23 protein-coding genes are annotated in these 21,490 nt (G+C 63.0%); 16 read left to right on the top strand and 7 right to left on the bottom strand.

The features are described from left to right. Positions 1-19: 19 nt before the first annotated feature. Both QQK16_RS04260 and QQK16_RS04255 read right to left on the bottom strand, forming a co-directional pair. Positions 20-1,699: a thiamine pyrophosphate-binding protein gene (locus QQK16_RS04260; RefSeq protein WP_284195182.1), complete on the bottom strand. Its 1,680-nt coding sequence runs from the start codon at positions 1,697-1,699 to the stop codon at positions 20-22. Beyond that, positions 1,696-2,328, bottom strand: coding sequence for a UDP-N-acetylmuramate--alanine ligase (locus QQK16_RS04255; protein ID WP_284195181.1), 633 nt, complete (start codon positions 2,326-2,328; stop codon positions 1,696-1,698). The genes QQK16_RS04260 and QQK16_RS04255 overlap by 4 nt, the downstream gene beginning before the upstream one ends. A 168-nt stretch (positions 2,329-2,496) precedes the next feature. On the opposite strand from QQK16_RS04255, the gene QQK16_RS04250 reads away from it, so the two are divergent. From QQK16_RS04250 to QQK16_RS04240, 3 genes are all read left to right on the top strand, one after another. Then, the gene (locus QQK16_RS04250) at positions 2,497-3,438 is read left to right on the top strand and encodes a DUF1853 family protein (RefSeq protein ID WP_284195180.1); all 942 of its coding nucleotides are present in this window, start codon (positions 2,497-2,499) and stop codon (positions 3,436-3,438) included. A gap of 265 nt (positions 3,439-3,703) precedes the next feature. After that, positions 3,704-4,954 carry a TIGR03862 family flavoprotein gene (locus tag QQK16_RS04245; RefSeq protein ID WP_284195179.1) on the top strand — a complete coding sequence of 417 codons (1,251 nt, stop codon included), beginning with the start codon at positions 3,704-3,706 and terminating at the stop codon, positions 4,952-4,954. 106 nt (positions 4,955-5,060) lie between these two features. Beyond that, positions 5,061-5,621 carry a flavin reductase family protein gene (locus QQK16_RS04240; protein WP_284195178.1) on the top strand — a complete coding sequence of 187 codons (561 nt, stop codon included), beginning with the start codon at positions 5,061-5,063 and terminating at the stop codon, positions 5,619-5,621. Positions 5,622-5,809: 188 nt separating this feature from the next. Here the strand turns inward: QQK16_RS04240 and QQK16_RS04235 are convergent, their stop codons facing one another. The 3 genes from QQK16_RS04235 to QQK16_RS04225 form a co-directional block, all read right to left on the bottom strand. After that, entirely contained in the window at positions 5,810-6,283 is a 474-nt protein-coding gene (locus QQK16_RS04235; protein ID WP_284195177.1) for a nuclear transport factor 2 family protein, read from the bottom strand. A 23-nt stretch (positions 6,284-6,306) separates the two neighbouring features. Further along, positions 6,307-7,326 (bottom strand): class I SAM-dependent rRNA methyltransferase, encoded by a 1,020-nt coding sequence (locus QQK16_RS04230; RefSeq protein ID WP_284195176.1) that lies wholly within the window; start codon positions 7,324-7,326, stop codon positions 6,307-6,309. Positions 7,327-7,422: 96 nt separating this feature from the next. After that, positions 7,423-7,620, bottom strand: coding sequence for a SlyX family protein (locus QQK16_RS04225; RefSeq protein ID WP_284195175.1), 198 nt, complete (start codon positions 7,618-7,620; stop codon positions 7,423-7,425). A gap of 89 nt (positions 7,621-7,709) precedes the next feature. On the opposite strand from QQK16_RS04225, the gene QQK16_RS04220 reads away from it, so the two are divergent. The 10 genes from QQK16_RS04220 to QQK16_RS04175 all read left to right on the top strand — a co-directional run bounded on the left by QQK16_RS04220 (position 7,710) and on the right by QQK16_RS04175 (position 16,111). Next, positions 7,710-8,540, top strand: coding sequence for a class I SAM-dependent methyltransferase (locus QQK16_RS04220; RefSeq protein ID WP_284195786.1), 831 nt, complete (start codon positions 7,710-7,712; stop codon positions 8,538-8,540). Positions 8,541-8,703: 163 nt separating this feature from the next. After that, positions 8,704-10,761, top strand: a complete 2,058-nt coding sequence (locus tag QQK16_RS04215; RefSeq protein WP_284195174.1) for a M3 family metallopeptidase — start codon at positions 8,704-8,706, stop codon at positions 10,759-10,761. Beyond that, on the top strand, positions 10,761-11,096 hold the full coding sequence (locus QQK16_RS04210) for a nuclear transport factor 2 family protein (protein ID WP_284195173.1): 336 nt from the start codon (positions 10,761-10,763) through the stop codon (positions 11,094-11,096). Before QQK16_RS04215 ends, QQK16_RS04210 begins: the two co-directional genes overlap by 1 nt. Positions 11,097-11,271: 175 nt before the next feature. Then, on the top strand, positions 11,272-11,811 hold the full coding sequence (locus tag QQK16_RS04205; protein WP_284195172.1) for a cyclic nucleotide-binding domain-containing protein: 540 nt from the start codon (positions 11,272-11,274) through the stop codon (positions 11,809-11,811). A 66-nt stretch (positions 11,812-11,877) separates the two neighbouring features. Next, the gene (locus QQK16_RS04200; RefSeq protein ID WP_284195171.1) at positions 11,878-12,399 is read left to right on the top strand and encodes a c-type cytochrome; all 522 of its coding nucleotides are present in this window, start codon (positions 11,878-11,880) and stop codon (positions 12,397-12,399) included. Positions 12,400-12,430: 31 nt separating this feature from the next. Then, positions 12,431-12,892: a TlpA family protein disulfide reductase gene (locus QQK16_RS04195; RefSeq protein WP_284195170.1), complete on the top strand. Its 462-nt coding sequence runs from the start codon at positions 12,431-12,433 to the stop codon at positions 12,890-12,892. Between the two features lie 9 nt (positions 12,893-12,901). After that, the gene (locus QQK16_RS04190) at positions 12,902-13,105 is read left to right on the top strand and encodes a DUF4266 domain-containing protein (protein ID WP_284195169.1); all 204 of its coding nucleotides are present in this window, start codon (positions 12,902-12,904) and stop codon (positions 13,103-13,105) included. Continuing rightward, positions 13,096-14,226 carry a DUF3570 domain-containing protein gene (locus QQK16_RS04185; protein ID WP_284195168.1) on the top strand — a complete coding sequence of 377 codons (1,131 nt, stop codon included), beginning with the start codon at positions 13,096-13,098 and terminating at the stop codon, positions 14,224-14,226. Before QQK16_RS04190 ends, QQK16_RS04185 begins: the two co-directional genes overlap by 10 nt. Beyond that, positions 14,219-15,175 carry an FAD:protein FMN transferase gene (locus tag QQK16_RS04180; protein WP_284195167.1) on the top strand — a complete coding sequence of 319 codons (957 nt, stop codon included), beginning with the start codon at positions 14,219-14,221 and terminating at the stop codon, positions 15,173-15,175. Before QQK16_RS04185 ends, QQK16_RS04180 begins: the two co-directional genes overlap by 8 nt. A 138-nt stretch (positions 15,176-15,313) precedes the next feature. Continuing rightward, positions 15,314-16,111: a transporter substrate-binding domain-containing protein gene (locus QQK16_RS04175; protein ID WP_284195166.1), complete on the top strand. Its 798-nt coding sequence runs from the start codon at positions 15,314-15,316 to the stop codon at positions 16,109-16,111. 42 nt (positions 16,112-16,153) lie between these two features. Here QQK16_RS04175 and QQK16_RS04170 read toward each other — a convergent pair whose 3' ends face one another. After that, on the bottom strand, positions 16,154-16,702 hold the full coding sequence (locus QQK16_RS04170) for a YaeQ family protein (protein WP_284195165.1): 549 nt from the start codon (positions 16,700-16,702) through the stop codon (positions 16,154-16,156). Between the two features lie 343 nt (positions 16,703-17,045). On the opposite strand from QQK16_RS04170, the gene QQK16_RS04165 reads away from it, so the two are divergent. After that, positions 17,046-17,435, top strand: coding sequence for a hypothetical protein (locus tag QQK16_RS04165; protein ID WP_284195164.1), 390 nt, complete (start codon positions 17,046-17,048; stop codon positions 17,433-17,435). Here QQK16_RS04165 and QQK16_RS04160 read toward each other — a convergent pair. Further along, the gene (locus tag QQK16_RS04160) at positions 17,432-19,633 is read right to left on the bottom strand and encodes a YgiQ family radical SAM protein (protein WP_308446980.1); all 2,202 of its coding nucleotides are present in this window, start codon (positions 19,631-19,633) and stop codon (positions 17,432-17,434) included. The genes QQK16_RS04165 and QQK16_RS04160 overlap by 4 nt on opposite strands. Positions 19,634-19,906: 273 nt before the next feature. Between QQK16_RS04160 and QQK16_RS04155 the strand changes: the two genes are divergently transcribed. Continuing rightward, a complete protein-coding gene (locus tag QQK16_RS04155; RefSeq protein ID WP_284195163.1) occupies positions 19,907-20,446 on the top strand; it encodes a hypothetical protein in 540 nt (179 codons plus the stop codon). Positions 20,447-20,459: 13 nt separating this feature from the next. Then, positions 20,460-21,407, top strand: a complete 948-nt coding sequence (locus tag QQK16_RS04150) for a hypothetical protein (protein WP_284195162.1) — start codon at positions 20,460-20,462, stop codon at positions 21,405-21,407. Positions 21,408-21,490 lie beyond the last annotated feature (83 nt).

The raw sequence follows: 21,490 nt of genomic DNA, 5'->3' as shown, positions 1-21,490 counted from the left end.
GGCCGGCGAAGGTTCCGCATCAGCCGGCCAGGCGCAGGCCTGGCGCCAGATCGGCGGTATCCATGCGCAGTTCGATCAGCGCGGGCTTGCCGGTCTGGCGGCGATGAACCAGTGCCTGAGACAGGGCAGGGCCGAACTGGGCCGTGGTTTCCACCACCAGTCCCAGGGCACCGAAGCTCTCGGCATAGCGGGCAAAGTCCGGGTTGTGCAACTGGGTGCCGTAGACGCGGCCGGGGAAGTGCTTCTCCTGGTGCATGCGTATGGTGCCGTACTGGCTGTTGTTGAACAGCAGCACGATAGGGGCGCCGCCATATTGCAATGCGGTCGCCAGCTCCTGCCCGTTCATCAGGAAATCGCCGTCACCGGCAAACACCAGCACCGTGCGTTCGGGTGCCACGATGCTGGCCATCACGCCGGCGGGCAGGCCATAGCCCATGGCGCCAGAGGTCGGCGCCAGCTGGCAGCGGGCTTGTTCCTGGCTGCCATAGCGCCAGAAGCGATGGGCCCAACTGGCAAAGTTACCGGCGCCGTTGCAGACCAGGGTGTCGGCCGGAAGCTGCCGGCGGGCTTCCATCACCACTTGCCATAAGTCCAACCTCGCCTGCCTACCCAGATAGATTGGCGGTATGCCCTGCCAGGCTTCGAAGTCGGCACGCGCCTCGGCGGCAACGGCGGCGTAGCCCGCGTGGCGGCAGGGTATCAGCCGCAGCGCGGCGGTCATCTCGGCCATGCCGGCATTGATCATCAGCGTTGCTTGGTAGACCCGCCCCAGCTCCTCCACCCCGGCATGCACATGCACCAACTGCTGGCGTGGGATAGGGATATCAAACAGGCTATAGCCAGAGCTGGTCATTTCACCCAGGCGGGCGCCCAGGCACAGCACCAGATCGGCCTGCCGCAGGCGCTCGGCCAGTCTGGGGTTGATGCCTATGCCGACATCGCCGGCATAGAGCGGGTGCTGATTGTCGAACAGATCCTGAAAACGGAAGGCACAGGCCACCGGCAACTGCCAGGATTCGGCAAACAGGCGCAGGTCGGCACAGGCCTGGTGGCTCCAGCCCGAGCCGCCGACGATGACGAAAGGCTGCCGGGCGGCCTCCAGCAGGCGGGTGAGCTGCGCTAGTTGGGCCGCCGAAGGGCTGGCCTGCAGCGGCTGATGCGGGTGGGCATCAGCCACGTCGGTGCTGGCGGCCAGCATGTCCTCGGGCAGGGCCAGCACCACTGGGCCGGGCCGGCCTGAGGTAGCCAGCTGGAAGGCATGGGCAAGCATCTCGGGTACCCGTTCGGCCTGATCTATCTGGGCGACCCACTTGGCCATACTGCCGAACATGCGGCGGTAGTCGATCTCCTGGAAGGCCTCGCGCTCCACCACATCCTGCCCTACCTGGCCGACCAGCAGCACCAGCGGGGTGGAATCCTGTTGGGCCGTGTGTATGCCGATGGCTGCATTGGTAGCGCCCGGCCCACGCGTCACCAGGCAGACACCGGGCTTGCCGGTGAGCTTGGCGTAGGCATCCGCCATGAAGGCGGCACCGCCCTCATGCCGGGTGACGATGAACCGGAAGTCGGCATGGCGATAGAGACCATCCAGTACCGACAGATAGCTTTCGCCCGGCACCCCGAAGGCCAGGCTGACGCCCTGGCTCACCAGGGCATCGGCAACCAGATGGCCACCCAGGCGGGCTGTAGCTTGGCTCACGGCGTCGCGGGGCAGGTAAGCAGGTTTTCTACCTGGGACAAGCGCGCGCGCTCCAGCGGTTCGGAGGCGGCGCGGGCGCCCAGCCGTTCGTCATTGGTGGGCCTGACGCTTAGCCGCACCAGACTGCCTTCCTCATAAAAAGCCAGCGTGGTGTGGCCGGAGGGCGGCGATTCAATCCGGTAGTCTATGCCCAGGTTGAGGCAGCGTATCTCTACCGACTTGTCGTCATCGGTGTAGACCACCAGGTTGATGTCAGAATGCGGCCCAGCCAAGCCGGACAGTACCGAACCGACCAGATAGGGCTTGAACTCGGTGAACAGCCGCATGGCCGAGAGGGCTTTCTTGCGTAGCTCGGTCACCACGTCGGCATGGTTCGGGGTGAACAGGCTGCGGTATTCGCGCAGGGCGGCCTCGATCTCGTCGTTGCCGGGCAGGTTCTTGCCCTCGGGTAAGCCCAGCCGTTTGATGGCCTTGCGCTTTGCCAGGGCAAAGTCGTCGATGTGCTCTTCGGCCATCAGACGGGCTGCGAGGTGAATGATCTGTTCGCGCGCGCCGCGCGGTGATCTGTCGTGGTGGCCCATGTCGTCCTCGCTGGCTTGGATGTGGCGGGCTTGTTGCCCGCCGCACATTGGGAACCGCCAAAACCGGCCAGGTTCCCCGGCCGTGTTTCACTGCCCCCTATGCGTTATATGGAGACAGGCCCCGGTTCGCAAGTGCTGCTTCCGGAGTTGGCGTATCGTAGCGCAGCCTTGCCTTGACTACTTGCCTTGCTGCCTACCGGTTGGAATACCACAAAGATGTTGCCAGAAATACGACAAACCACCGCTGTTGCCGATCTGCACTGGCTGCTGACCTCGCCCTCGCTGTTGGCACCGGCCTGGCTGCCGGCCGATGCGCTCGCTGGCGATGCCGCCTTGGGCGAGGCCTGGTGGCGGGCGCTGGACAGGACGGCACTGCTGCCAGCGCTGGCAGCCCTGCCAGACGTAGGCCGGGACTACAGGCTGGGCCGCTACGCCGAGGATCTGATGCGGCAGGCCTTGCTCCATCTGCCAGGCCACGACCTGCTGGCCAGCCAGTTGGCCGTTCGGGAAGCCGGCCGCAGCCTGGGCGAGTACGATTTCCTGCTACGCCCACCCGCCGGGCGGGTATGGCATATCGAACTGGCGGTAAAGTTCTATCTGGCCCTGCCCGATGCGCAAGGCTTGTTCCTGGTGGGGCCGGGACTGCACGATGCACTCAGCCTCAAGTTGGCACGCCTGCTGCACCACCAGTTGCGACTACCACATACGCCTGCCGGGCTGGCGGCACTGGATGGTCTGGGGCCGGTCCAGGCCATGCCCTGGCTGCGTGGGCGCATGTTCTATCGCGAGCTGTCGTCACCCGCCCCCGCCATGCTGGCTGGCGACCACCTGCGTGGCTGGTGGCGCTGCTGGGGTGAGGCATGGCCGCAAACCCGGCCAGACAGCCTGTGGTGCTGCCTGCCCAAGCGCCTGTGGCTGGCGCCGCAGCAGGCCGATGGCGAAGCGCCAGACTTGGACGGTGTACAGGCCCAGCTGGCACGACACTTTGCGGCCAGTGCAAGGCCGGTCATGGTGGCCGAGTATGCGCCCCTGGCGGCAGGCGGGCAGGAGCTGGCACGCGGCATGGTGCTGCCTGCAGGCTGGCCCGACGCCGATAGCTTGTGCCAGCTGCGCCGCAAGGTGGCAGAGACACCGGGCGCGGCCGCCTTGGGGTTTTGAGAGCCTGTTCGCTATCTATTTCGCCCCGGTGTTACGAGCAATGCCCGGAACCCAAAGGGCCGGACCGGACAAGGGTTGTTGGCACTGGGTACGGATCGTGCGGGGGAGGCTGCTGGGTAAGCGGTGCCGGGCAATGCAGCCTGGGCCACCATGCTGTGGCGAGTCGATGTCCACTCACCGCCCGGCATGCCGCAAGGTGTACCATGCGCCCCCGTCATTAACGCTATAGTCCCTGGATATTGTTATCAGGGGCCGTGCCTGAGTCATGTCTGATACCGCGATTGCCTCCTCTCCTGCCATAGCCATCATCGGTGGCGGCCCTGCCGGCCTGATGGCGGCCGAGGTGCTGGCGCAGGCCGGCATGGCGGTGGATGTCTACGACGCCATGCCCTCGGTTGGCCGCAAGTTCCTGCTGGCCGGCGTGGGCGGCATGAACATCACCCACTCCGAACCCTTGGCGCCTTTTCTCAGCCGCTATGGCGAGCGGGAGCGCGAGCTGGCGCAGTTGCTGGCGGACTTCGGCCCCGATGCACTGTGCGACTGGATACATGGCTTGGGTATTGCCACCTTTGTGGGCAGCTCAGGGCGGGTCTTCCCCACTGATATGAAGGCTGCACCCCTGCTGCGAGCTTGGCTGCACCGGCTCAAGGGCATGGGCGTGCGCATCCATGTGCGGCACCGTTGGCTGGGCTGGACGGTGGATGGCAGCCTGCGGCTGGCTACTGCAGAAGGCGAAAAGCACTGCAAGGCCAGCGCCACCGTACTGGCCTTGGGCGGCGCCAGCTGGCCCAGGTTGGGGTCGGATGGTGCCTGGCAGCCATTGTTGGCAGCGCAGGGGGTGGATATTGCGCCGCTCAGACCGGCCAACTGCGGCTTTGAGGTGGCTTGGAGCGAGCATTTCCGCGAGAAATTCGCCGGCGCCCCACTGAAGTCAGTGGTGTTGTGGTTTGCCGATGGCAGCGGCAAGGAATACCGCAAGCAAGGCGAGTTCGTGGTCAGCGATGCCGGGGTGGAGGGCAGCCTGATCTACGCCCATGCGGCCGCCTTGCGTGAAGAGGTGGCCAGGCAGGGGCGTGCCACCATCCATATCGACCTGGCGCCAGGACGTGATCTGGCGCGGGTGCAGGCCGAAGTGGCCCATCCAAGGGGCTCGCGTTCGCTGTCCAGCCATCTGCAGAGCAAGCTGGGTATCACCGGCGTCAAGGCCGGCCTGCTGCGCGAGTGCCTGAGCAAGGAGGCTTTCAACGACCCCGTGCGTCTGGCAGAGGGCATCAAGGCCCTACCCATCACACTGGGCGAGCCGCGCCCCTTGGTAGAGGCCATCAGCACGGCCGGTGGCGTGCGGTTCGAGGCCTTGGAGCGTGGCCTGATGCTGCGCCAACTGCCCGGTGTATTCTGTGCAGGCGAGATGCTGGATTGGGAGGCGCCCACCGGCGGCTACCTGCTCACCGCCTGCTTTGCCAGCGGCCGCATGGCGGGGCAGGGGGTGCTCGATTGGTTGGCGCGAGTGCGCTGACCGGCCCTGCTGCCTGCAACATAATGCACGCACCTGTCCCTTGCCTTGCAGTCTGCCGCCATCGCCCCCATCTGGCTGGTTGATTTCCTCTAACGCCGAGCCTGCCATGCACCAACCCGTCGACCTCGCCAAGGCTTATCGCCTGCTCAACCATGGCCCTACCGTGCTGGTTTCCAGCGCGCACGGCGAGCGCCGCAATGTGATGGCAGCAGCCTGGAGCATGCCGCTGGATTTCTCGCCACCCAAGATTACGGTGGTCATAGACAAGCGCACCCTGACCCGTGAATTGGTCGAGGCGTCGGGTGAGTTCGTGCTCAATATCCCCGGCCGCAGCCTGGCCCAGGCCACCGTGGCGGTGGGCAACCAGAGCGGCAGGGAGCTGGACAAGTTTGCCGAATACCAGCTGGCGACCTTTGCCGGCAGCCAGGTTGCTGCACCGCTGCTGGCAGGCTGTGTGGGGTGGCTGGAGTGTAGGGTGTTGGCCGAGCCGCATATCCAGCAGGCTTACGATTTGTTCATTGCCGAAGTCGTCGCAGCCTGGGCCGACCCGCGCGACTTCAGCCAGGGCCATTGGCATTTCGCACCGGGCCGTGAGCGCTCCATCCACTATGTGGCTGGCGGTACCTTCTTTGAGACCGGGGACGCATTCCAGGTGCCCATGCCTTGAGGCCACTGCCGGTAACTCCGCATGCCTTGCAATACGGTGCTGTTGCTGGCCTCGAGAGGGCGAGGTGTGCGGACTAAATCAGGGGAGGTCTGCTGTATCAGGCTGTATTGGCGCTTGGCGCCAGGATTTTCCTGGCGCCAGCACAACCTGATATCAACAGTGAATGACTTGAGTCCATAACTAGGCGCTTAGGGCTGGGCCGACCGTATCTGCTTGACCACGCTGTCGGCCAGCGCATTCGGTACCGGGATGGTCAAGTGGTACTGGGCGATCTTCCACTGGCCTGCTTCTTTGCGCAGCACCCCAGTACCCCGGCAGCGGCCCAGGTTGGCATTGTCCAGCAGCTCGTCAAAGAAGGCGTGGCTGCCGTCCGGTGCCAGGCTGATATGCCGCTCGGCTTGGGTGTAGGTCCAGCCACGGCCCTTGTCGAAATGCGGTTTGGCGTAGGCCTTGAACTGCGATACCGTCCAGCGCTCGCTGGCATCGGTGCCGATAAATACGCCATCTGCGGTAAACAGCGCAAAATATGGTTCGAACTGTGCTTTGGCGGCAGCGCCGTGGAAACGATCCAGTACGGCGCCGATATCGACACGGTCATCGGCATGGGCCAGCGGGGCAATCAGCATAAGCAGGGTCAGTAGCGCACGGCGCAGCAGGGGCATGGCAGTTATCCAGGGTGGATCGCTTAAACGCGCAGCAGCACCATCTTCAACGGGTGCTTGCCATCATGGCTGGGGAAGTCGCCTTCCGGGGTGATCCATTCCACCTCGCGCACCGTGCGGCCTGCCTTGGCGGCGCTACGCTGTAGCAGGTCCAGCCAGGCATCGGCATCCACCTGGGCCACATTGTTGCAGCAGATGAGGGTGCCGCCTTCGGCGGTGGCCAGCAGGGCTGGCTTGAAGACCGAGGAGTAGTCGTTGACCAGATCCACCACACCGAACAGGCTCTTGGCATAGCGGGGCGGATCCAGGAATACCAGATCGAACTGCTTGGCTTCCAGCTTGGGGAAGGGGGGCATGCGCTTGCCGCGCACCATGGTGGGCTGGCCCAGACCCGACAGCTGGCGCACGGCGGGGAAGACATCGCTCTGGACAAAACGGGGGCGTATGGGCAGGTTGTTCAGGCGGGCATTCTGCTTGCCCACGCGCAGGCTGGATTCAGCGAAGTCCACATTCACCACATGGCTGGCGCCGGCCTTGGCGGCGGCAATGCCGATGCCACAGGTGTAGGCAAACAGATTCAGCACAGACTTGCCCTCGGCCTCCTGCATCACCCGACGGCGACCGGCGCGCATGTCCAGGAACAGCCAGGGGTCCTGGCCGCCATGGCGAGCCTGCACATGGTAGCTCACGCCCAACTCCTGGAACTCGCGTGGCAGCATGGCGGCTTCCAGTTCATCCTCGGGCAGGGGGTTGCCTATGCGCGAGTTGGTGCCGCTGCGATCGTTGTAGACCATGGCGAGACCGGGGCTGGCGTGCTCGTAGAAGTCTTCGATCTCGTCCAACTGGGCTGGGCTCAGGCTGCTGTGGAAAGTCTGCACCAGCAGCAGGCTGCCATAGCGGTCTATGGTGAGGCCGGCTTCACCTTCCACGCTGCCATGGAACAGTCGGTAGGCATCGGTGGCTTCACCGTGCAGGCGGGCCAGCAGCTCGGTACGGGCATCAAAGGCGGCTTGCAGCAGCGGGGTCAGGGTGGTGCTGGACATGAATACTCCGGGTCAAGCGCTGATACGCCGCATGGCGGGCCAGACGCTTCAATTAGATCAATCGATCATTTTAACCTGTCCGGCGCGGCTAACCACTTAATAATGTGGCGGAATCTCATGCTGGGGGCCGCCCTTGCTGCCGTCGGGCGTGCGCATCTGGTCGTTCAGGCGGCGTAGTTCCTGTGCCAGCCACTCCATTTGCTGCTGCTGGCGGGCGACCACGCGGTTCAGCTCATCCAGCAGGTCGTCCTGCAACGCCAGGCGGATTTCCAGTTCGGTAATGCGATCTTCCATGACCTACTCGCTTTCAAAAGACGGGCGGAGCTTACCGATTTTTGCTTAGCCGCGTAGCATTCCGGTCTTGATAGGTGAAAAGCATCGTTATGACCGAGAAGTACGACATCCGCCCCGACCAGTCCGTTGAGTTGCTCAAGGCGCTGCATATCCTGACCCGCGACGGCAAGCTCAACCAGGATAGCCGGCGCAAGCTCAAGCAGGTCTACCACCTGTTCCACTTCATCGAGCCCCTGCTGCAGGCGGCGCTGGCCGTTCATCCCGATATCCGGCTGGTGGATCACGGTGCCGGCAAGTCCTATCTGGGTTTTATCCTGTACGACCTGTTCTTCAAGGCACAGGCGCCCGACGGCCTGATCTACGGCATCGAGACCCGCGACGAGCTGGTCAGCCGCTCGCGCGAGCTGGCCGACAAAGCGGGCTTCAAGGGCATGCGCTTTCTCAATCTGTCGGTGGCCGATTCGATCAGCTCCAGCGAGCTGCCTGAGCGCATAGACGTGGTGACGGCCCTGCACGCCTGCAATACCGCGACCGACGATGCCATCCGCTTTGCCCTGGCCAAGGGGGCGCAGAGCATCGTCCTGGTGCCTTGCTGCCAGGCCGAGGTGGCGGCTGCGCTGCGCAAGCACAAGGGCAGCATGCTGGCCAATCCGCTGACCGAGATATGGCGGCATCCCATCCACACCCGTGAGTTCGGCAGCCAGCTCACCAATGTATTGCGTTGCCTGCAGCTGGAGGCCCATGGCTACCAGGTGACGGTGACCGAGTTGGTGGGCTGGGAGCATTCGATGAAGAACGAACTGATCATTGCCCAATACCAGAACCGGCCGCGCAAGCAAGCCGCCCAGCGGCTCAACGCCGTGCTGGCCGAGGTGGGCCTGCAGGACATGCAGGAGCGCTTCTTCGTGCCGGCGCTGTAGCCGGGCGGGGGGCGGTACCGCTACGGAGCAGGCAGGCTGCGGCCATGGGGCAGGCGGCAGATCTCCATCCGTCGCGGCTTTGGGCACTTTATCGCAGCAGTGGGCGAGTGGCCGGTCCGCACAGTAGAATGGTGGGCTCCTGACAAGCTCGGAAGCCGCCGCAATGAATGACGCACTGCGCGATACACTCGCCATCAACCCGCTGCTGCAAGATTGGCAAACGCCCTATGGCTTGCCCCCGTTCGATCAGGTCAATGCCGGGCATTTCATTCCAGCCTTTGATCTGGCCATGCCGGCCCACCTGGCCGAACTGGATGCCATCGCCAGCCAGGCTGCGCCCGCCAGTTTCGACAATACCGTGGTGGCTTTCGACGCTGCAGGCCGTCTGCTCACCCGCATAGAGCTGCTGTTCGACAATCTTTCCTCCAGTGAGACCTCACCGGCCCTGCAAGAGGTGGAATTGATCATGGCGCCGCGTATTGCGGCGCATAAGAACGCCATCTATATGCATGCCGCGCTGTTCAGCCGCATAGACGCGCTGTATGGCCAGCGTGCCGAATTGGGCCTGGATAGCGAGCAGCTGCGCCTGCTGGAGCGCATCCACCTGGATTTCGTCCGCGCCGGCGCCAAACTGCCCGAGGACAAACGGCAGCGCTATGGCGAGGTGATGGAGGCGCTGGCTGGCCTGTGCACCCGCTTTACCCAGAATGTGCTGGCCGACGAAGCCGGTTTCTCGCTGCAGCTCAAGGATGCCGCTGATCTGGCCGGCCTGCCGGACTTCCTGCTGGCGTCGGCCCAGGGTGCCGCCCGCCAACTGGGCCTGCCCGAAGGCAGCCATGCCATCACCCTGTCGCCTTCCTTGGCAGAACCCTTCCTGACGTTCTCCTCGCGCCGCGATCTGCGTGAGACCGTCTGGCGCGAACGGGTGGCCCGTGGCGCCCATGCCGGCGAGCACGATAATCGCCCCCTGGCCGCCCAGATCATGGCGCTGCGGCAGGAACAGGCTGCGCTGCATGGCTATGCCAGCTATGCCGACTATGAGCTGGTGGACCGCATGGCCGGCAAGCCGGCTGCCGTGCACGATCTGCTGAGCCGCGCCTGGGAGCCCGCCAAACGCAAGGCTGAGCAGGACCGTCTGGCGCTGACCGAGATGGCCCGCTCGCTGGGTGAGCCGACCCCGATCGCAGCCTGGGACTGGCGCTATCTGGCGGAGAAGGTCAGGCAGCAGCGCTACGATCTGGACGATGCCGAGATCAAGCCCTACTTTGCGCTGGAGAACATGATCACCGCCATGTTCGACTGTGCCGGTAAATTGTTTGGCGTACGCTTCGTGGAACAGAAGGGCATACCGCTTTACCACGCCGATGCTCGCCTGTGGGAAGTGCGCGACCGCGCTGATCAACTGGTTGGCCTGTTCATTGGCGACAACTACGCACGCCCCAGCAAGCGCAGCGGCGCCTGGATGAGCATCTTCCGCAGCCAGAGCGGTATCGCTGGCGGCACACTGCCCATCGTCATCAACAACAACAACTTTGCCAAGGCCGACACTACGCTGCTGAGCGCGGACGACCTGCGCACCCTGTTCCATGAATTCGGCCACGGCCTGCATGGCCTGCTGTCGCAGGTGCGCTACGAGCATCTGGCTGGCACCCAGGTGCTAAGCGATTTTGTCGAGCTGCCCTCGCAGATATTCGAGAACTGGGCCGACGAGGAGTCCGTGCTCAAGCAGCATGCCCGGCACTACCAGACCGGCGAAGCGATTCCAGCCGCGCTGCTGCAGAAACTCAAGGCGGCACGCCAGTTCAACCAGGCCTGGGCCACCATCCAGTATGTGGCGCCGGCCCTGATAGACATGGCGCTGCATTCGTTGCCCAACGGCACCGAGGTGGACATTGCCGCCTTCGAGGCCGAGCAATGCGCGGCGCTGGGCGTGCCCGAGGACATCGGCCTGCGCCACTACCTGTCGCACTTCCAGCACTTGTTTGCCGGCCCCGGCTATGCCGCTGGCTACTATGTCTACATGTGGGCCGAGGTGCTCGATGCCGATGGCTATGACGCCTTTGTCGAAGCCGGCGACCCCTTCCATGCCGAGACGGCGGAGCGGCTGTACCGTCATATCTACAGCGCAGGTAACAAGCAGGAGCCTGCCGCTGCCTACCGGGCCTTCCGCGGTCGCGACCCCAAGGTCGAGCCCATGCTGGCCAAGCGGGGCCTGATCTGATGATGCGGCCGGCCGATTACGCCCAAGCGCAGCTCGATTGCTACAACCAGCTCGACCTGGAGGGTTTCCTAGCCCTCTATGCCGATGATGTGGTGGTGCATGAATTCCCCGCCACGCCGGTGCTGGAAGGCAAGGCTGCCCTGCGCGAACGCTATGGCCGCATCCTGTTCCCGGGTTCAACCGTGCATGCCGTGGTGACCCAGCGCATGGTGGTGGGCAATCGCGTCATCGACCATGAGCAGATCACCGGTCACCCCATCATGGGTGAGGCTGCGCTGGTGGTGATCTACCAAGTGGGGGCACAGGGTATAGAACGGGTCTGGTTCATGCGCTGAGAGGCTGGATTGCACTCAAGCAATAGCGGGGCGTGACAGACAGCGCAGACGCCAGGGCGACCCTGGCGGTGCCTCATACGGCGGCGTTTCCTTGCGTATTGCTCATCCTCCACCCTTGGTTAGTCCGACGCTGGCGCACTACACTGGGCGGATAGGTTTGCCGTCGGGGAGTGCCATGAACGCTGAATCACCCTTGCACAAGCTGCTGGCTGCGGTGCCGCTGTTCCATGAGCTAACGCCTGACGAGCTGGCTACCTTTCTGAGCCATTGCCGGCAGGAGGAAGTGCCGGCCGGCTATGTGCTGATCGAACAGGGTGAGCGTGGCCGGCATCTCTATGCGGTGATGAGTGGCGGCCTCAAGGTCAGCCGCAAGGCGGGCGAGGCCGAGCCGGTGCAACTGGCGGTACTCCGGGCCGGCGATGTGTTCGGTGAGCTGGCCCTGGTGGATTTTGGCGAGCGCTCGGCGTCAGTAACCACGACCGAGCCCTGCCGCCTGCTGCGTTTTGATCGACTGGACGTGGTCAAGCTGCCACCCATGCTGCTGGCCAAGCTGTACCGCAATGTGGGCACGCTGATGGCCGGCCGCCTGCGGGAGACCAACAGCCTGGTCAGCATACTGCTGGCGGAGAAGGCACCTGCTGCGGTGGCGGCGGACGATGAGACCCAGGGCAGCGGCTTTGCACTGCCCCAGCAGCGCACAGTCATTCGTCGCTGAAACACCCGGCCTGCCACGGATAGGTCTACCTTATCGGCATGGACATGCAGGCATGGGAGGTGTGGCATGAAAACCGTATTCCTGGGTGGAATGGCCCTGCTGGTACTGTGGCAGTCCGACGTGCAGGCGGCCAGCGTGGACAACGGCCGCCATGTATTCGAGGGTAACTGCGCCGTGTGCCATGGCACCCCGCCCGATAATCTGATACGGCCCAAGGTGATGATAGCGGCGGATAATCCCAACGCCATACGCAATGCCTTCAATATCCAGCCGCAGATGAGCTTTCTCAATGGCGCCTTCACCGACAGCGAATTGCGCGACATTGCCAAGTATCTTGCCAAGCCCACTACCACGGATTCCGACCGGCTGTTCGACTGGGGACAGGCAACCTATCCCGAGCTGCTGAGTGGCGCACCGCTGGCTGGTACCGCACTGGGCTACTACTATCGGTATTATCCGATCACCAATGTCTTTGTGGGCACGCAGAACCGTGACGTTTTCTTCTATGACCCCAGCCAGCCTGGCGACCCGCTCAACCTGGGCAGCATGGACAGCTTCCTGCTGCTGGCTGAGCCGGCGGGTTACTGAGGGCTGGCTTGCAAGCCTGGCCTGCCTGCTGTTGACCCTGGCCTGGGTACCAGCCCGCGCCGCCGACACCGGTGTACCCGCACCTATGCTCCGGCTGCCGGATGTTCAAGGACGCCAGCATGATCTGGCGGACTTGCGTGGCAAGGTGGTCTACCTGGATTTCTGGGCTTCCTGGTGCGGGCCCTGCCGTCAGTCCTTTCCCTGGATGAATCAGCTGCAGCAACGGCATGCCAAGGACGGCCTGGTGGTGCTGGCCGTCAATCTCGATACGGAAGCCAAGGATGCCGCGGCCTTTCTGGCGCGCTACCCGGCCAGCTTCAGCGTGCTGTACGACGCCACCGGCGCCAGTGCCAAGGCTTGGGGCGTCAAGGCCATGCCCAGCAGTTACCTGATCGATAGGCAGGGGGCGATTCGTAGCCGCCATATTGGTTTCCGCCCCAGCAGCGCCGCCGAACTCGACGCCCAAATCGCAGCCCTGCTGCAAACCCCCTGAGGACCTTGCATGCGTATCTGCCTGCTATTGAGCATGACCCTGCTGGCTGGCTGCGCCACCGTGCAGCCCTGGGAGAAAGGCCACCTGGCCAAGCCCATCATGGCATTTGACCCCGATCCGCTGACGGCACGCCAGCACAAGCAGATCTACACCAGCAAGGAAGCTGCCAGCGGCGGCCAGGGTGTGGGCACGGGAGGTTGTGGATGCAACTGACGCCCAGCCCACAGGCAGACCACGCCAACAGCCATCCATTAGGCCTGTTGGCGGCCGCTGCCATGGCCCTGATGCCGGCCACGGCACAAGCGGTGGCACCACCCGATGGTACTAGCGTGACGGTGAGCTACCTCAGCTATCAGGATTACGATGCCCAGCGTGATCGCATGCAGGTGCATGCCCCGCAGCTGCACCTGCGTACTGCGCTGGGCGAGCGTTTTGGCCTGGAGATGGCGGCCACGGTGGAGACCATGTCGGGTGCTTCCCCGGAGTTCCACAATGCGCTCAGTGGTGCCTCCGGCAAGGGCATAGCCGACCGTCGGCGCGCTGCCGATGCCAAGCTCAGCCACTATTTCGACAGGGTGGTGCTGGGCTTGGGCCTGGCCTATTCGGATGAAGACGACTACCGCTCACGCGGAGCCGGCTTGGATGTGCAGTGGCTGAGCGAGGACCAGAACACCACCCTGGTGGCAGGGCTGGGTAGCAGCAGCGACCATATCAGTGCCACCGACCGGCCGCTGATACAGCAGCGGCGTCATGGCAAGGAGGCAATGCTGGGGCTGACTCAGGTGCTGTCGCCGGTGGCCATCGTGCAAAGCAATCTCACCTACAGCCGTGGCCATGGGTATTTTTCGGACTCCTACAAGGCGCTGGACCGACGGCCCGATAGCCGCCACCAGCTGGCCTGGCTGACCCGCTACCGGCATTACCTGCCTGCTCTGCAGGCTGCCGTGCATCTGGACTATCGCTACTATCGCGACAGTTGGGGTGTCAGGGCGCATAGCCTGGAGACCAGCTGGTACCAGCCGGTGGGCGAGCGCTGGCTGTTGCAGCCCAGCCTGCGTTACCACAGCCAGGGCGCTGCCCGCTTCTACAGCGATCGTTTTCCGCCTGCCCGCTTCAATACGCTGTATTCGGCCGACAGCCGGCTAGGCGCGCTGGGGGCCGTCACGGTGGGCCTCAAGGCCAGTTGGCACTACAGCGCGCAGACCACCGTGGCACTGCAGGCCGAGCACTACCAGCAGCGTGCCAGCTGGCATGCCGGCGGGCAGGGCAGCACCGCAATGATGCCGTTCAAGGCCAACTGGCTATCGCTGGGCTTGGGCCATCGCTTTGAGTGACGCCAACGCCTGCCACCGCTTTATCTTCCGGGCCATGGCTTGTGACAACGAGCTGCAACTGGTGGGGGAGGCTACCGCCGCTGCCCGTATGGCCGAGCTGGTCATGGCCGAGGTCCGCCGCATCGAGGCCAAGTACTCGCGCTACCGTGCCGACAGCGTGGTGGCGCGCATCAACGGCGGTGCCGGTGGCGAGCCGGTGGCCATAGATCTGGAGACCGAGCGCCTGCTGGACTATGCCCATGCAGCCTGGCTGCAAAGCGGCGGGCGATTCGATATCACCTCGGGCGTGCTCAGGCAGGTGTGGGATTTTCGTAGCGCCCGGCTGCCCAACGGGGCGCGGCTGGCCCAGGCATTGCAGCGCATAGGCTGGGACAGGGTGGAGCGCGGCCCCGGCTGGGTGCGCTTGCCAGAGGCCGGCATGGAACTGGATTTTGGTGGCTTCGGCAAGGAATATGCTGTCGATAGCGCCGCCGACCTTTGTCTGGCGGCGGGCTGGCGCCAGGGGCTGGTCAACCTGGGCGGCGATCTGCGGGTGTTGGGGCCGCAAGCCGATGGCAGGCCTTGGCGCATCGGCCTGCGACACCCGCGTGCGCCTGAGCAAGTCTTGGCAACCGTGCTGCTAAGCGAGGGCGGCCTGGCCAGCAGCGGCGATTATGAGCGCTACATGGATGTGGCAGGCCGCCGCTATTGCCATATTCTGGACCCGCATACCGGTTATCCCTCGCAGGGCTGGCAGGCGGTCAGTGTGACAGCAGCGCGCTGTCTGCTGGCGGGTACGGTCAGTACGGTAGCCATGCTGCACGATGCTGCTGGCGGCCTGGATTGGTTGCGACGCTGCGGCCAGCCCTATGTGGCCGTGGCGGGCGATGGCAGCGTGCATGATGGCTTTCCGGTGCGGCAGAATGTGCACGAAGGCCCCTCTAAACCGCTGCCAGCCACGCAAAGCTGAGACGGCTACCTTGTTTGGGTACTACACTACCGCTACAGATCCTCCATTGGGGACATCCATCATCTGCGGCTTCGCCGTGCGCTACCGCGATAAAGCGGGCCGGCGGGCACTGCGCCAATTCTTAAGGAGTACGCTTACATGCGCCTGAACCGCACCCTGCTGCTAGGCTGCCTATCTGGTTTGTTGATGACGTCCACGGTATTGGCCGATGTGCTTGACCGGGTCAAGAGCAAGGGCGTGCTGACGGTAGGCGTGGTCATCGACCCGCCATTTGGCATCAAGAACAAGAACGGTACGCTCTCTGGTTACGACGTGGATTTTGCCATCGCCATTGCCAAGAAGCTGGGCGTCAAGCCGGTGATCCTGGAGCTGGACACGGACGAGCGTGTCAACGCACTCAATACCAACAAGATCGACATCCTGACCGCCTACACCAAGACGGCCGAGCGGGAAAAACAGGTCAGTTTCAGCTACGGCTATTTTGTGACCGGCCAGAAGTTCGTGGCCAAGCTGCGCAAGATACAGACGCTGGACGACGTCAAGTCCCTGTCGGTGGGCGCCATCCGCGACACCACCTCGGAGAAGCTGGCCAAGAAGGAACTGGCCGGCACCACCATCATCAGCTTCACCGATGTGGACGAAGCCTTTCGCTTCCTGCAGCAAGGCAAGATCGATGCCATCACCTATGACGAGCCCATCCTGGCCGCCAAGCTGTTTGCCATGCCAGGCAAGCAGCAGTATGAGATCAGCCCGGTATCACTCTCCACCAAGGCCTATGGCCTGGCAGTGGTCAAGGGAGAGAAGCGGCTGGTTGGGGTGATCAACGACACCCTGTCCGAGCTGGAAGACAGCGGCGAAGCCGCCCGTATTTTCGAGCGCTGGTTCGGCCCGACCTCCAGCGCGCCGCTGCAGCGCATATTCAAGATACAGAGCTGATCACCCGGCTATTTGAACAGGGATAGGCCCCTAGTGGGCCTATCAAGCAACCTGCTTCAACTTCTCGCCTTCCACCAGCACGGTATTCGTGCCATCGCTGAGCCACAGCTGACCATCCTGCAGGGTTGCCTGCAACTGCATGCCGCGCTGATTCATGGCGGCCAATTGCGCCAGGGTTTCCGGGTTGATGCTGATCACGCTGAGATTGTCCAGCCGGCCCAGCTTACCCTCCATGCCTTTCCACCAAATGTCGGCAGCACGGCCGCCGTAGCTGTAGACCCATACCTGATCGGCACGGCCGCAGGACTGGCGCAGCCTGCGCTCGTCCGGCTCGCCCAGGTCTATCCACAGTTCGATCTCGTCGGCATAGCTTTTCTGCCAGAGCGCGGGTTCGTCATTGTCGCTGGCGATATCACGGGTAAAGGTCAGCCTTTCGCTCGCGTGCAGCACAAACACGGCCAGGCGCAGCATCAGTCGCTCCAGTGTTTCAGATGGATGCTGAGCCAGGGTCAGGCTGTGGTTGGCGTAGTAGCCGCGATCCATGTCGCTGATGGAGATGTCGGCTTTGTGTATGGTGGCCTTGAGTGCCATGGCAGGTATGCAGTCGATTTGAGAAAGGCGCGAGTTTAGCCCTAGTGGGTGCCAATGTCGCAAAGCTGGCCCAGATATTTTGTACTTCCAGGCCGCTAGGCCCTAGGCCGATGCAGTAGGCAGGTTTGCTGCTGCATGGCGGGTATGGGCGCGCTGGCCGCCTGCACCGTAGACATCAGATTGCTATGGAAGAATCTAATTCAATCAGATGCTTATGTTGTATATGCCTATGGAATAATGATATTGGCATGATATTATCCGGTTTTCGGCAGCAGTCTGCTGCCAGCCACATTCATACGGCATGCCCTGTAAGGCAGGGGGCCGTACACAGAAGGATGACATCATGTTGAATACTGGAAACAAGCGTCGCGCCATGGTGATGGCAGGCTGGATGCTGTTGTCGCTGGCGGTGGAAGCGGCACCTGCAGCACCTGCACCTGCACCGACGCCCGAGGCTGGCGTGGTAGTCATGCCCCTGACCCCGCCCACGCTCCGCGCTGAGGCGGTATACCTGCCTGGCACCAAGCTGGCTGCCACGCTGCCCGCACCAGCCCCCAAGCTGGGTACTTGGTCCTACGAAGTGGAAGAGCTGGCACGTACCCAAGGTTGCAAGGGCAGCGGCGCCTGGCTGACGGGGGGCGACAGCAGCGAACAGTACTATCGTATCCAGTGCGAGACCGGCACCGTGCTGCAGGCTACTTGTACGGCTTCCGGTCAGTGCCTGGTGGACTAACGACCACGCGATTTACTGGGCGCTTTGCCCTTGCCGCCACGCAGGTTGGGTTGCCGTGGCGGTGCAATACGGCCCACCGTGCCAGGGCCACCACCACCACGGGCATTGCCGCGAGGCGCCTGCAACTGGCGCTCCTCGGCCGTGGGATGGGGCACCAGATGCTGGCTGCCATTGCCTATCAGGTCAGCCCGTCCCATATTGCTCAGGGCTTCGCGCAGAATGGGCCAGTGCTTGGGATCGTGGTAGCGCAAAAAGGCCTTGTGCAGCTTACGGCGGTAGGCATCGCGGACGATATCGACCTTTTCCGAGCTGCGGCTCAGCTTCTTCAGCGGATTGCGGCGGGTATGCCACATGGTGGTGGCCAGGGCCATCGGTGTGGGGGTAAAGGCCTGCACCTGGTCTGGGCGGAAGTTGTTCTTCTTCAGCCATAGCGCCAGGTTCAACATGTCCTCATCGCTGGTGCCCGGGTGGGCGGCGATAAAGTAGGGAATCAGGTACTGTTCCTTGCCCGCCTGCTTGCTGAAGCGGTCAAACAGCTCGCGGAAGCGCTCGAAGGCATCCACCCCCGGCTTCATCATCTTGCTCAGCGCACCTTCCTCGGTATGCTCGGGCGCGATCTTGAGATAGCCGCTGACGTGGTGGGTGACCAGCTCCTTGATGTACTCGGGCGAGCGCACGGCAATGTCGTAGCGCAGGCCAGAGCCTATGGTGATCTTCTTCACACCCGGTATGGCGCGTGCCTTGCGGTAGAGCTGTATCAGCGGCGCGTGATCGGTATTGAGGTTCTCGCAGATGCCCGGGTAGACGCAACTGAGGCGGCGGCAGGCTGATTCTATCTTGGTGTCCTTGCAGGCCAGCCGGTACATATTGGCGGTAGGGCCACCAATGTCGGTGATATGGCCCTTGAAGCCGCGGGTCTTGTCTCGAATTTCCTCGATCTCGGCCAGGATGGATTCTTCCGAGCGGCTCTGGATGATGCGGCCCTCGTGCTCGGTAATCGAACAGAAGGTGCAGCCGCCGAAGCAGCCGCGCATGATGTTGACCGAGAACCGTATCATTTCCCACGCAGGGATATGGGCGTTGCCATAGGCCGGATGCGGGTTGCGCGCATAGTAGAGGCCGTAGACATGATCCATCTCCGGGGTGGTGAGGGGGATGGGAGGCGGATTGATCCAGACCTCGCGTTCACCATGCTGCTGCACCAGCGCACGGGCGTTGCCGGGGTTGGATTCCAGGTGCAGCACCCGGCTGGCGTGGGCGTAGAGTACTGGGTCGTGGGCCACTGCCTCGTAGGCCGGTATGCGCACCACGGTCTTGAGGCGGGCCTCCAGCTTGGCACGAACCCGCTCGGATTTGCTGACTATGCGTATGGCCTGGGTGCCCTCGGGCAGCACTTCGCCGGCAATCTGCTTGGGCTGTTCGGGCTCCATGGCATAGGGGTCGACGTGGGCGTCCACCCGGCCAGGGGTATCTACCGTGCTGGAATCTTCCTCGCGCCAGCTGGCATCGGGCTTCCAGCCCAGTGGCGCCATGAAGGCGGTGCCGCGTATATCGCGCATGTCGCGCAGCTTTTCGCCTCGGCCTGCGCGCTGGGCGATCTCGACCAAGGCCCGTTCGGCGTTGCCGTAGAGGAGGATGTCGGCCTTGGCGTAGACCAGGGCGGACTGTCGTACCTTGTCGCTCCAGTAGTCATACTGGGCAATGCGGCGCAGGCTGGCCTCGATACCGCCTATCATGATCTGCACGCCGGGATAGGCCTCGCGACAGCGCTGTGAATAGATGGTGACGGCTCGATCCGGGCGTTTGTCGGGTGCGCCGTGCGGCGTGTAGGCGTCGTCCGAGCGCGGCTTCTTGTCCGCCGTGTAGCGATTGATCATCGAGTCCATATTGCCGGCAGTGACGCCAAAGAACAGCCTTGGCTTGCCCAGCGCCTTGAAGGCATCGGCCGAGTGCCAGTCCGGCTGGGCGATCACCCCTACCCGGAAGCCCTGCTGCTCCAGCAGCCGGCCTATCAGCGCCATGCCGAAACTCGGATGGTCAATATAGCAATCGCCTGATACCAGGATGATGTCGCATTCGTCCCAGCCCAATTCATCCATCTCGGCCCGGCTCATGGGCAGGAAGGGCGCAATGCGTCCCTGCGTGCCCCAGTAGCTGGGGTATTGATGGAGCGGAGTGGGTGTTGCGGTAACGGTCATTATGCGTAGTGCCGAGCTAGGTCAATCGACCATTGTCGCAGATTTGCGCATTTTTTTGAAAAACTTCTTTTTTTTCATCGAGATAGGGATGTTTCGGTGTATGTGGTCCACATCAACGCGATTCGACTTTGCAACAGACGCGACCAGTGGGCTGGGCATCTTGACAGCTTCAAGTGTAGTATCGCGCCCCGATCCAGTCGTGGGGCCGGGTTTTTATCTTAAACGCCAAATAAACCAATGACATAACGTCAAAGTCAGAGAGTGATTTTTCCTATGAAACGCCTATTTGTCCTAGCTGCCGCGCTGTTGTTGACTGCCTGCGCTACCCAAACTCCGGTCTATCAGCCGTCGATCGCCAATGTGCAAAAATTGAACGCCTTGCAGCCGCTTAAAGTGGGTGAGTTCCGGGTTGCTGATCCCAAGCTCGACAGCATAGGTCTGCGTGGTTCATCCATGCGTTCGTCGGTGGGTAGCAACTACGGTGACTACATCGAGCAGGCGTTGGGCCAGGATCTGGCGCTGGCAAAGAAGCTGGAGCCTGCCGCTTCGACCGAGATCAGTGGCGAGTTGTTGGCACATGACATTGATATCTCCGGGTTCTCCACCGGCAATGGCAAGATCAAGGTCCAGTTTGTGGTCAAAAAGAACGCTCAGGAGGCCTTTCGCAAGCAGATATCCGCCGAGTCACAGTGGGAGTCGTCCTTTGTTGGTGCTGTGGCCATTCCTCGCGGCATAGAAAACTATGCGCTGCTGCTGCAGCGCCTGTTTGCCAACCTGTATGACGACGCTGATTTTATTGCTGCGACCAAATAAGGAGAGACCAAGCATGACCTTGTTTACCCGTACCAAGTCGTTGTTGATCGCGGGCCTGGGCCTGTTGCTGGGTGCCTGCGCCCACCCTATCGTCCTGGTGCCCAACGACGCTACTACCCTCCCTGCGGTCAGCAAGATCAACAAGCAGATCGCTTATGTAATTACCCCTGCACAGCGTACCTTGGAAGTCACCACGCCAGGCGGCGGCGGCGACAAGGTCCGTTACTTCCCCTACCGCGATCTGGAAGTACCTATCTACAAAGCATTGTCCGACGTGTTCCCCAAGGTGCAGGTAGCAGCTTCCGTTGAAGAGGCGAACAAGTTGGCGGGTGTGGATTACGTACTGGTGCCTACGCTGCAGACGACCTCCTCTTCGAACAGCGCCTTCACTTGGCCTCCTACGGACTTCTCGGTCACCATTTCGTCCAAAGTGGCCGATATCCGTGGTCAAGCGGTGTGGGAAGGCAGTGTGACCGGCAACGGCCACGCCGAGTTCAGCGAGTTCAAGCGCGATTTTCCGCTGGCCGCCCGCCGTGCCTCGGCTGATGCACTGCAGAAGTTCCGTGCGCAGCTGGCCGCGGCAGCAGCGCTGCGTGATGGTGCGGCAATGCCTGTCGCCGCCGCTGTGCAGGTCAGCCCGCTGGCCGCCGAGACCCAGCAGCCGGTTGCTCCTGCTGCCGTAGCAGCTCAGGCACCTGCTGCTGTACTTGCTAAGCCAGTGGAAGCAGAGGCCGCTTCTGAACCGCAACTGGCCAACTTGGCCAAGCTGGAGGAGTCCAAGTTGCGCCAGGGGCCCGCGTCGTACGAAGTGGAGCAGATGGCCAAGGCGGCTGGTTGCGAAGGTAGTGGAGCCTGGGTGGTCAGCAGCGATGCATCGGGCGAGACCTACAAGGTCAGTTGCAAGACCGGCAAGCCTTACTTTGCTGCTTGTGCCAAAGGTAGCAACTGTTTGGCGCTGTAAGGCATTCGACCGGCCCGTTTGAATGATAGGGGCGGTCTTTGGCTGGCCAGCAAGGGCGGACCAAGGTCCGCCCTTTTCTATGG

It is taken from the genome of Chitinimonas prasina (assembly GCF_030160395.1).
GTDB classification, from domain to species: domain Bacteria; phylum Pseudomonadota; class Gammaproteobacteria; order Burkholderiales; family Chitinimonadaceae; genus Chitinimonas; species Chitinimonas prasina.
Note: the sequence above shows the minus strand (reverse complement) of the source record. Positions and strands in the feature narration are given on the sequence as shown.

Bases quoted from the DNA above. Each gene is read 5' to 3' on its own strand.
- QQK16_RS04225 (WP_284195175.1), bottom strand. From the start codon at position 7,620: ATGGAAGATCGCATTACCGAACTGGAAATCCGCCTGGCGTTGCAGGAC.
- QQK16_RS04235 (WP_284195177.1), bottom strand. From the start codon at position 6,283: ATGCCCCTGCTGCGCCGTGCGCTACTGACCCTGCTTATGCTGATTGCC.
- QQK16_RS04165 (WP_284195164.1), top strand. From the start codon at position 17,046: ATGTTGAATACTGGAAACAAGCGTCGCGCCATGGTGATGGCAGGCTGG.
- QQK16_RS04185 (WP_284195168.1), top strand. From the start codon at position 13,096: ATGCAACTGACGCCCAGCCCACAGGCAGACCACGCCAACAGCCATCCA.
- QQK16_RS04175 (WP_284195166.1), top strand. From the start codon at position 15,314: ATGCGCCTGAACCGCACCCTGCTGCTAGGCTGCCTATCTGGTTTGTTG.
- QQK16_RS04150 (WP_284195162.1), top strand. From the start codon at position 20,460: ATGACCTTGTTTACCCGTACCAAGTCGTTGTTGATCGCGGGCCTGGGC.
- QQK16_RS04210 (WP_284195173.1), top strand. From the start codon at position 10,761: ATGATGCGGCCGGCCGATTACGCCCAAGCGCAGCTCGATTGCTACAAC.
- QQK16_RS04190 (WP_284195169.1), top strand. From the start codon at position 12,902: ATGCGTATCTGCCTGCTATTGAGCATGACCCTGCTGGCTGGCTGCGCC.
- QQK16_RS04205 (WP_284195172.1), top strand. From the start codon at position 11,272: ATGAACGCTGAATCACCCTTGCACAAGCTGCTGGCTGCGGTGCCGCTG.
- QQK16_RS04220 (WP_284195786.1), top strand. From the start codon at position 7,710: ATGACCGAGAAGTACGACATCCGCCCCGACCAGTCCGTTGAGTTGCTC.
- QQK16_RS04160 (WP_308446980.1), bottom strand. From the start codon at position 19,633: ATGACCGTTACCGCAACACCCACTCCGCTCCATCAATACCCCAGCTAC.
- QQK16_RS04200 (WP_284195171.1), top strand. From the start codon at position 11,878: ATGAAAACCGTATTCCTGGGTGGAATGGCCCTGCTGGTACTGTGGCAG.
- QQK16_RS04215 (WP_284195174.1), top strand. From the start codon at position 8,704: ATGAATGACGCACTGCGCGATACACTCGCCATCAACCCGCTGCTGCAA.
- QQK16_RS04250 (WP_284195180.1), top strand. From the start codon at position 2,497: ATGTTGCCAGAAATACGACAAACCACCGCTGTTGCCGATCTGCACTGG.
- QQK16_RS04230 (WP_284195176.1), bottom strand. From the start codon at position 7,326: ATGTCCAGCACCACCCTGACCCCGCTGCTGCAAGCCGCCTTTGATGCC.
- QQK16_RS04245 (WP_284195179.1), top strand. From the start codon at position 3,704: ATGTCTGATACCGCGATTGCCTCCTCTCCTGCCATAGCCATCATCGGT.
- QQK16_RS04240 (WP_284195178.1), top strand. From the start codon at position 5,061: ATGCACCAACCCGTCGACCTCGCCAAGGCTTATCGCCTGCTCAACCAT.
- QQK16_RS04255 (WP_284195181.1), bottom strand. From the start codon at position 2,328: ATGTGCGGCGGGCAACAAGCCCGCCACATCCAAGCCAGCGAGGACGAC.
- QQK16_RS04170 (WP_284195165.1), bottom strand. From the start codon at position 16,702: ATGGCACTCAAGGCCACCATACACAAAGCCGACATCTCCATCAGCGAC.
- QQK16_RS04155 (WP_284195163.1), top strand. From the start codon at position 19,907: ATGAAACGCCTATTTGTCCTAGCTGCCGCGCTGTTGTTGACTGCCTGC.